This window comes from Plantactinospora alkalitolerans (genome assembly GCF_015690345.1).
Lineage (GTDB): Bacteria > Actinomycetota > Actinomycetes > Mycobacteriales > Micromonosporaceae > Plantactinospora > Plantactinospora alkalitolerans.
The window spans coordinates 1-770 of record NZ_JADPUN010000005.1 but is presented as its reverse complement, the minus strand read 5'-3'; the positions used below and the strand labels follow the sequence as shown (position 1 = coordinate 770).

The following is a 770-nucleotide window of genomic DNA, read 5'->3' as shown; positions in this document are numbered from 1 at the left end:
CGTAGTGCCGGTGGTGCTTGGCGCTTATGCCGAGTAACCGCGTTCGGCGGCCCAGTTGGCGAGCGTGATGGTGCTCATCCAGTACTCGCTCTGGTTCGGGTTGGCCGGGTCGGCGATCTTCACCTTGCGGCCGTGGTCGTCGTACCCGACGACGGTCAGGTAGTGCCCACCCTCGTACGAGTGCGCCATACCGTTCTCGTCCACCGCCGTGCCCTTGATGTTCATCACCACCGGACGCTTGGCGTCGACGGCGTGCACCACGTCGACCTGGAGCCGGTCCATCTGCTCGGGCTTGGCCCGCTCGTCCGGGATCGCGACGGTCCGGTAGCCCTTACCACCGGTGCTGTTCAGCACCCGGGTGGTGTCCTCGGCCGAGTTCGTACCGGCCTCGGTGGTACCCAGCCGTTTCGCCACGTCGTCCTGCGCCGGGGTGTGCCCCTGGGCGGACAGCGCGATCCGGGTCGCGGCCGGCGCACAGTAGTAGCCGTTCTCCTGCGCCTTGTACTGGTAGTCCAGCACCTTCGACGGCTGACCCTTGTCGACATCGCGGACACTGACCGCGGCCGCGGTCGGGGTCATCGCCGCCTGCGGAGCTGCCATGTTCAGCGCCGGTCCGGCGAACGCACCGCCGACGACGGCGAGTCCCGCGATACCGAGCGCGGTCTTACGGATCGGAGTCTCGGTGATGGCCGGTAGCCACTTCTTGACGGTAGTCATGATGGTTGCCTTCCATTCCGGGGGTAAGACGGACCGCGAACCACGCGACGCGC

The 770-nt window shown here is 67.4% G+C and carries 1 protein-coding gene; it reads right to left on the bottom strand.

Going from position 1 to position 770, the window contains the following annotated elements; all coding sequences use genetic code 11:
- Positions 1-24: 24 nt before the first annotated feature.
- On the bottom strand, positions 25-717 hold the full coding sequence (locus tag I0C86_RS00025; RefSeq protein ID WP_196199058.1) for a C39 family peptidase: 693 nt from the start codon (positions 715-717) through the stop codon (positions 25-27).
- Positions 718-770: the final 53 nt, after the last annotated feature.